Annotated in this window: 1 protein-coding gene and 1 pseudogene; both read right to left on the bottom strand. The window is 49.7% G+C overall.

From position 1 onward, the window contains the following. Nucleotides 1-172: pseudogene (locus tag M975_RS22030) on the bottom strand (branched chain amino acid aminotransferase); the annotation flags it as partial. Nucleotides 173-189: 17 nt separating this feature from the next. Then, on the bottom strand, nucleotides 190-396 hold the full coding sequence (ilvM, locus tag M975_RS22025) for an acetolactate synthase 2 small subunit (protein WP_083967930.1): 207 nt from the start codon (nucleotides 394-396) through the stop codon (nucleotides 190-192). Between the last annotated feature and the right edge of the window lie 2 nt (nucleotides 397-398).

Raw genomic sequence — 398 nt, 5'->3', positions numbered from 1 at the left:
TGTGTTCGCGATGGCGGAACACCACTGGCCCTTTGTGCGAGTCGTAGCAACGGATCCCTTCAAAGACTGAAGTACCGTAGTGTAATGCGTGGGACATCACGTGAACCTTCGCGTCTTCCCAACGAATCATCTCGCCATTGGACCAAATGTAATCAGCTTTTTTCGTCGTCATTTTTCTTCCTTTTGCGCTCAGGCGCGTATTTGTTGTGATGTCGTTGTACGTTGCTGGATCTCGACACGAGCTACGTCAACCAGTTTGCTTAGCTGGCTAAACAGTAATTCGACAGACCTGGGGCTGGCAACGGTCAATTCAATATTTATGTTCTGCGGATCGGCGGCGGTTTCCATGTTCATCGCACAAATCTGGAATCCACGATGACGTACTACGCGTAACACGC

The organism is Buttiauxella brennerae ATCC 51605 (genome assembly GCF_001654925.1).
Lineage (GTDB): Bacteria > Pseudomonadota > Gammaproteobacteria > Enterobacterales > Enterobacteriaceae > Buttiauxella > Buttiauxella brennerae.
The sequence above is the reverse complement of the archived record's forward strand: the minus strand, read 5'-3'. Positions and strand labels throughout refer to the sequence as shown.